The sequence below is a fragment of the Thermogemmatispora sp. genome (assembly GCF_019683755.1).
Taxonomy (GTDB): Bacteria; Chloroflexota; Ktedonobacteria; order Ktedonobacterales; family Ktedonobacteraceae; genus Thermogemmatispora.
In genome coordinates this window covers 1-7,594 of the sequence record NZ_JADGHT010000230.1, presented here as the reverse complement: position 1 = coordinate 7,594, position 7,594 = coordinate 1, and the positions used below count along the sequence as shown (strand labels likewise).

Genomic DNA, 7,594 nt, shown 5'->3' with positions numbered 1-7,594 from the left:
CTGCGGGGGGGAGCGGCGGGCTGGTGGCTCCTTAGCGGGCATGCTCCCCTGAGTAACTTTGGCGATATTCAGGCCTGGCTTCCCACCCTAGAGCCAGGTGGAGGGAATATCGCCACCTTCGGTCTAGTCATCCTGGCCTATCTGGGAGCTGAGACTCCCCTCAACATGGCTGGAGAGGTAAAGCACCGCCGAGTGGTGACGCGCCATCTCTGCTGGGGGCCACTGGTGGTCTTGCTAGGCTATCTGATCGCTACAGCAGCCCTGCTCGTTGTCGAAGGGCCGACCAGCGGTGCGCTTCTCCCGGCATTAGTGGCCACTGTTGATCTGAGCCTTGGCAAGGTGGCCGGCAATCTCCTGGCGGTCTGTCTGATCATCTTTTTTTTCACAGCTATTGTTGCTTATAACTGCAGTTATGCCCGTCTGCTGTTAGTGGCTGGTATTGATCAGCGCTTGCCTGCCGGTGTGGGGCGCCTCAACCGCAGTCGCATACCGGCCAGGGCCATCCTCTTTCAGACAATTGTGGCCATGCTGCTCACCACACTCATTTTTATTGTAACTCCTCTCGTAGTGCACGTTGGTTCCCCTGCCGATCTGACCACCGAAGTCTACAATGTGATGCTGGCCTCTTCGACACTCGTTTGGGCCACCTCTGCCTCCTTTCTTTTCGCCAATCTGATTATGTTTGCCTTGCGCAATCAGAAGGCGTTTCATGCTCAATTAATCTTCCCTGCTCCTATTCTCTGGGGCAGCGTAGTCTTAGGGCTACTCTCGTCGCTCTTTGCTGTTGTGGATTCGCTGATCTTCTCCTGGATTCCGGCACTTATTCCTAACAGTAGCTGGTGGTATATCATCGGAGGGGTGACCTGCTTCTGCCTCATCATCGCCGCCATTGGCAGCATGTTCGCCGCCAGTGAGGCTGATTGGCAGGGGTTGAGTGGCGAATAAGCAGACGGCGAGCAGATGGGGACACAGGCACAAGCACGTGATTAAAAAAAAGAGCCGGTGGTCGGACTCGAACCGACGGCCTGCGCATTACGAGGGCGCTGCTCTACCACTGAGCTACACCGGCAAAGGTTGGGTTAACTCTGGCAACTCTCCAGCCTGGCCAATGGGAGACGCAGCCAGCCAACTGGAGCATTGCTGTTGTTGATTATACTCCTCCTCTGGAATTACTGTCAAGCACCAGTTTGGCTACGGCGCTGCAAGACATCAGTGCGCACGGGAGTCAACTACCCAAGCTGCAGGCTTCACTAAGGGAGAAGGCAAGACAGCAAACCGGCTGCTGCTAGCCCTATCCACTTCATCTGCTGTGAGCGTCCTCACCTTCGAGAGAAAGATGGCCTGTTAGATCCGTGAGCAGAGAGAAAGCACCGTAAGGGCGAGGTCGAGGGAGAGCTAAGGAAGATCGGGAAAGGGCCGAAGAACGGCCACCAATAGTACTCTCTGTCTGAAGGAACTGTACCTCTTGCGGTGCTGGTGCGTCTCTATCGAAGGAGTAGAAAAGAGAAAGTCCTATTCCATCCGCAAGTTGTTTTGTAGCTTTGCCTAGAGTAGTCGCAAGCTGGATTATGAAGCCAAGCAAAACGGTACTCATCATCGATGACGACCGTGATGTCAGCGAGCTGCTGCAAATGGTCATTCTAGAGCGCACGGACTATCGCCCGCTGTGGATTGGGGAGAGTGAGCTAACGCTGTATGCAGCCCCCCACGTGAGGCCAGCGCTGATCTTGTTAGACTATCGGCTGCCGCGCATGCATGGCCTGGAACTCTACGACCGCCTCCAGGAGATCGAGACCATGCGCAACGTGCCTACGGTGCTGATCACGGCCTGGGATGACCTGCCGCTTGAAGAGCTACGCCGTCGCGGTATCTATCTCTTGCGCAAGCCCTTTGATTTAGAGGAACTCCTCCAGCTAATGGCGTTGTTGTTACCTGATGCAGCTCCTCCCGGATATTGAAGACGAGAGAGAAAAGCTCAACCAGGAGAGGGTCGAACTGTGTACCAGCGTGGTGGTGCAGTTCGATCAGAGCCTGCCGGGGGGTGCGGGGAGCTTGATAGCTGCGTCCACTCGTCATAACGGCGAAAGCATCGCAAATAGCGATCAAGCGGGCTCCGAGAGGAATAGCCTCGCCAGCCAGTCCAGTCGGGTAACCGTGACCATCCCAGCGTTCATGATGGTGGTAGACAATGCGTACCAATGCCTGGGGTGCTTGCAGACGACTCAGAAGGAGGGCCCCTTTCAGACAGTGAGTTCTGATGAGGGCAAACTCCTCAGCCGTCAAAGCAGTCGCTTTATGCAGGAGCTGGGTGGGCAGGCCAAGCTTGCCGATGTCGTGGAAGAGAGCCGCCAGCTCGATCAAGACACTTTCGTAGGCCGGCAGCTTAAGCGCCTGCAAGAGTGGCGTCGTCAGCAAATAGACGCGCAACGAGTGATGATATAGCTGGCTATCATACTCGCGCAAGGCACGGAGGAGATAGGTGAAGCCACCGGCAGGTAGTGGCGACTCTGGCAGACGAGGATCAGGAAACCGCTGGCGCGTTTCCTCTGATTCTGAACTGCTTCTCAGCGGCTGAGTCGTTTGAAGGCTTCCCCTGTCAGGCTGGTTCTGTTGCCAACCGGGGTAAAGCCCTGCCTTCCCGGACCGCCTCGCTCGTCCTAGAGCGGCACTGCTGTGTCTCGTGGTGCTCTCTCTCATCATTTCTCCAGCTCAGCCTGGCAGATATCGCTTCGATTGTCGAAAGGTTTGTCGCTCTAAGAGAGATACGTTTTGAGGAGCGAAAAAGTTGATGGGCAAGGCAGCATGCTCACTGTGGGGCCCATGAGGGCGGTGTCAGCGCGCTTAACAGCCCTTTCTCCTCTCGACAAGGCAGCCCCAGTATGGTAATATGGGATCAAATCTTAGATCATCCGCCTGCGACAAGGAGCGAACGGGCCTGAGGGGTCTTGCCTTCTCAGGATCTCAGGGTGAGGGGAAGCGGTTCCCGCTAACGGCGCCAAAGAAGATGACTGTTCCCACCTGCGTCTGCTCCGTAGTGATTTAACGTCAATGAAGGAACGTGAAACGAGTGATCAACCTGCTCAAGAATCGCGCTGCTTGCTACTCGCGACTGCGAATCGCGATAAGCTAGAAGAATTGCAGGCGCTTTTCACGGATCTGCCTTTTCGCTTGGTTTCTCCTGCAGATATTGGTCTGACGTTGGAGGTAGAAGAGACCGGGCAAACCTTCCGCGAGAATGCTGAGCTCAAAGCGAAAGCTTACGCAAAAGCTGCAGGGTTGCTAGCGCTGGCTGACGATTCTGGTTTGGAAATCGATGCCCTGGGAGGGGCGCCCGGCGTCTATTCCGCTCGTTTCCTGGGGCGGGACACTCCCTATGAGGAGCGCTTCCGCGTTATCTTGCAGCGTCTGCAGGGGCTTCCTCCGGAGCGGCGCACAGCACGTTTCCGCTGCTGCATCGCGATTGCCGAGCCTTGGGGTTACTGCCGCACAGTTGACGGAGTCATAGAAGGCCAGATTGCAGAAGAGCCGCGCGGCAGCAACGGTTTTGGCTATGATCCGATTTTCCTCGTTCCTGAGCTTGGGAAGACCACAGCCGAGCTGTCCCCGGAGGAAAAGCATCGCATCAGTCACCGGGGAAGGGCGGCTCAACTGGCACGGAGACTGCTCGCAAGCTGGCCTCCCTTCGCTACTTCTGCCGACCTGCTTGACTCTTTGCCCTAGCTTCTCCTCCCCTTGGGGCTGGATGGGGTTACGTGCATGTGTCTGCAGGTTTGGCAAGAGAGCGAGTGAGCAAGCAGGAGAGAAAGATTTCCTATGGGGAGAAAGCCGCCTATCCGGGTCGCGCTCGATCTGGAAACAACCGGCCTGCATGTGGAGCAAGATGCCATCCTCGAAGTGGCTGCGGTCAAGTTCCAGGGCACGACAATCCTCGATCGCCTTGAAACGCTGGTGGCTCCGGGACGCTCTATTCCATATCGGGTGCAGCGTCTGACAGGAATCACCCCCCGGCAATTGATCGGCGTGCCTTCGTTTGAAGCCATTGCTCGGAAGCTTCAACAGTTTGTCGGCAGCTTTCCGATAGTCGGACATAGCATTCCTTTTGACGTCAGCTTCTTGCGGCGCCAGGGATTAGCATATCATAATCAGCTGATCGATACCTTTGAGCTGGCGTCAGTCTTGCTCCCCTCGCTGCCGAGCTACAGCCTGGGCTATGTTGCGCGCTTTCTGGGAGTTCCTAGCTCGCCAGAGCGCCATCGGGCTATGGCCGATACCTTACTGGCTATGCATGTCTTCCTGGCTCTCTATGAGCGTCTGCAGACGATTGATCTGGCAGCTCTTGAGGAACTCGCTCATCTCGATGCGCCGCCCGATTGGCCGTTGTTGGCATTCTTCCGTCAGGAATTGCGTGAGCGCCAGCGTGAGCAAGGACTGCAGCGCGGCTCTATCTGGGGCAGCCTTGGCCAGCATTTTGCCGCCCAGCTAGGCATGGACCCGCGGGTGCTCTCATTTGCGGTAGCGCGTGCCGGTCCACCGCTCCCTGTGTCGCCTGGGGCCTCTCCGGCTGAGCATGCTCGCTCGTCTCTATCTTCGTCCAGCGCTGACCCCGCCGCAAGTACCCGGACCCCGACCTCTGCACTCTTCTCGCCGGAGGTCGTATCTGACTTCCTGATTCTGGCCGAGGCTAGGCGCTCAGAGTGTGAGCGTAAACGGCTCAGCGGTTACGAGGCCTTGCGCCACTTCCTATATGAGACGCTGACTCACTCTGGAACAGCTTTAATCGAGACAACTCTTGGTAGTGATGACTATGTACCTCTCCTGCTCCCTGTGCTTGAATGGCTCAAAGATGCGACCACACAGGGTGGAGGAACTGCGCGACCGGAGCCGCGTCTGCTAATTACCTGTGCGTCCGCTCAGACTGCTTATCGCATCAGAGACACGCTTTTGCCTCGCTTACAGGAGCAGCTTGGCACGCGTTTCACAGTGGCCTATCTGGCCGAACGCGATGGCTACCTGTGCCTGCATCGCTGGTTTGGAGCTGCCCAAGTACGCTTAGGAAGTGGACCTCGCTCAGAGGAAGCCCGCGCTTTTGCCAAGTTCACTCTCTGGGTCCAGGAGACCTTGACCGGTGAGCGGGGAGAGCTGACGCTGTTGCCCCACGAGGTCTCTAGCTGGGAGCGTATCTGTTCGGGAGGAGAGCACCTCGTGGCGAGTGACGAGCGCCTTGGCAGCATTTATGAGCGCTGTGCTTATCGTCGCAAGGGGTACTGTTTCTATCAGCGAGCTGAGGAACGTGCACGTACCGCGCAGATTGTGATAACCACCCATGCGGGGCTACTTGATGATCTATCTTCTGCCCAGTCGCTCCTGAGCGAGATCCCCTATCGCCTGATTCTAGATGCTGATCTGCTTGAAGAAGAGTGGTCCCGGCGCAGTGGCATAGAGCTGAGTCAGGGCCGCCTGCTCATGCTTCTCCAGACCCTGGGAATGGAGTTACAGAGTGGGCATTACCAGGGGTTGCTGGCGCTGGCAGCACCAGCCCTGCGTGAGGGAGGAGGCACCACTGTTGGAGGTGCCTTGAACGTTGCACCCTCTGCCACGATCACCCGTGCCGAGCTGGATATGCGGTTGCTCTCGTGGTTCCAGGCCCTGCGCCAGGCCTGTGGGGCTACCAATCACTTTTTCGCTGCCTTGACCCATCTGCTCGATGAGGCTCTGCATACGCCGGCGAGTAACCAAGGTGCACGCCATGAGCGCGGACGTTCCTCAACAGCGCGTAATCAAAACCCCAATCCCCGCTTTGCCGAGCGGCTTGATCAAGCCCTGCGCCTCCAACGCTCTCTGTTGAATCTAGAGAGCTGGGATGAGGCTGCTCATGCCTGGCATCAGCTTTCGCAGCACCTGCAGACGGTAATTGAGCTGTCTCAGGAGGCCGAACGCTTGCTTCTGACAGGCTCTCGCGGACGCGCCCGTTTGGAGCAAGGAGGACTGTTGACCGAGGCGCTGGCGGCCGAGTTCGCTATCAGTGCTCAACGCCTGCGTGTCCTAAAGGAACGGGGAGATCAAGCCTTTGCTTTAGCTGAAGGCGAAATGGTCTATTGGCTACGTGTTCCGCCTGCCTCGCTCCATCCACTGCCCCGAGGCTTAGATCCTGCCGGTTCTTCTGCTGTTTCGGGCGAGCAAGCCCAGGAGCATGCTCCAGCCCTCTATGGACAGCCGATCCAGATCGCGCCCATGTTGCGGCGCCTGTTACTTCATCCCCAGCGGGCCACAATCTTGGCGGGAGTAGCCTTAGCGGTCGCCGGCGATTTCTCCTTTGCACGAGGCCGACTGGCCCTGGAGGAGAACTGTCCGGCTTACTCGTTAGAAGGCGATCATTGTACACAGACGCTGCTATATATCCCGAATGATGTTCCTGAGCCGAATATGCCTCAATATCAGCGGCGCCTCGATGAGGCTATTTTGCAAATGGCAGAGGCCTTGGAGGGACAGATTCTTGTTCTATTTACCTCTCACGCTGCATTGCGCAGTTCGTACTCTTTTATTAAAGCAGCCTTAGAAGCGCGTGACATTCTCTTGCTTGGTCATGGAATCGATGGATCGCCGCGCCAGCTCTGGCAGATTTTTGCGGAGCAGCCCCGAGTGATGCTTTTTGGTGCAGGGGGCTTCTGGGAGGGTGTTGAGGAGCTACCGACGCTGCCGTCCTGCCTATTTATCACGCGGCTGCCCATGCCGGCCCTCAATGATCCTCCTTTGGCGGCGCGTGCCGAGCAGTATGCTGATCAGCTTCATCAAATGACAGTCCCTGTTGCTGCTCTTCGCCTGCGCCGCACCCTCAATCGTCTGGCCTGGAGCAGTGCTAAGCGCAATAGCGTCATCATCTTTGATCGGCGCCTGATCTCGAAAGAATACGGGCAGCTGATTCTGCATTCGTTGCCACGTTGCTCACAACGCCAGGATAGTGTGGCCCAGATGGCCGATGCTGTGCTGGACTGGCTCACCTCTGAGGGCCTCGGTGACCGGCTTGCGCCTGGCTCTGGGGCCAGGCTACCTTGACCCGTGCCCGCGCCCTATGGTATCGTACTGGCATTGAAGAATGCCAGGGCCTGGCAGCAAACAGCATGTTGAGAGCGGCGAGCGATGATGAGTGCGGCTGAGCGTGTAGCGCTGGCTCTTCCACATGGGACAGTGCCTTTGCCAGCCTTTTTGCCTGATGCAACGCATGGGGTAGTACGTGCGGTCGACAGTCTTGATCTAGAGCAGTGTGGAGTCCGGGCAGTTGTCATGAATACCTTTCATCTCATGCAGCGCCCTGGCTCCTCGGCAGTGGCGGCTGTCGGCGGCTTGCATGCTCTGAGCGGCTGGCGGCGTCCAATTGTGACCGATTCAGGGGGCTTTCAAGCCTATTCCTTGATTCGTCAGAATGCCCGCTATGGTCACCTGACAGAGAAGGGACTGACCTTTCAGCCAGAGGGGGCGGCGCGGCGTTTCTTGCTCACGCCTGAGAAGAGCATTCAGTTACAGGTAAGCAGCTATGGCAGCGACGTGGTAATCTGTCTGGACGATTGCACTCACGTTGATGAGCCACCTTCCAGAC

The 7,594-nt window shown here is 57.3% G+C and carries 4 protein-coding genes, 1 tRNA gene and 2 pseudogenes; 5 read left to right on the top strand and 2 right to left on the bottom strand.

What is annotated here, in order from left to right; all coding sequences use genetic code 11:
* Positions 1-945, top strand: a pseudogene (locus IRZ24_RS14110) (hypothetical protein); the annotation flags it as partial.
* Positions 946-997: 52 nt separating this feature from the next.
* Here the strand turns inward: IRZ24_RS14110 and IRZ24_RS14105 are convergent.
* Positions 998-1,069 (bottom strand) — tRNA-Thr (locus tag IRZ24_RS14105).
* Positions 1,070-1,568: 499 nt separating this feature from the next.
* On the opposite strand from IRZ24_RS14105, the gene IRZ24_RS14100 reads away from it, so the two are divergent.
* Positions 1,569-1,958, top strand: a complete 390-nt coding sequence (locus IRZ24_RS14100; protein WP_297165323.1) for a response regulator — start codon at positions 1,569-1,571, stop codon at positions 1,956-1,958.
* Positions 1,959-2,046: 88 nt separating this feature from the next.
* Here the strand turns inward: IRZ24_RS14100 and IRZ24_RS19865 are convergent.
* A pseudogene (locus tag IRZ24_RS19865) lies at positions 2,047-2,697 on the bottom strand (HD domain-containing phosphohydrolase); the annotation flags it as partial.
* Between the two features lie 351 nt (positions 2,698-3,048).
* Here IRZ24_RS19865 and rdgB point away from each other — a divergent pair.
* From rdgB to IRZ24_RS14080, 3 genes are all read left to right on the top strand, one after another.
* Positions 3,049-3,720, top strand: a complete 672-nt coding sequence (gene rdgB / locus IRZ24_RS14090) for an RdgB/HAM1 family non-canonical purine NTP pyrophosphatase (protein WP_297165318.1) — start codon at positions 3,049-3,051, stop codon at positions 3,718-3,720.
* Between the two features lie 93 nt (positions 3,721-3,813).
* Complete coding sequence (locus tag IRZ24_RS14085; RefSeq protein ID WP_297165316.1) at positions 3,814-7,053, top strand: exonuclease domain-containing protein; 3,240 nt, start codon at positions 3,814-3,816, stop codon at positions 7,051-7,053.
* 84 nt (positions 7,054-7,137) lie between these two features.
* Positions 7,138-7,594, top strand: a 457-nt coding sequence (locus IRZ24_RS14080) for a tRNA-guanine transglycosylase (protein ID WP_297165314.1), incomplete at its 3' end; no start/stop codon positions are given.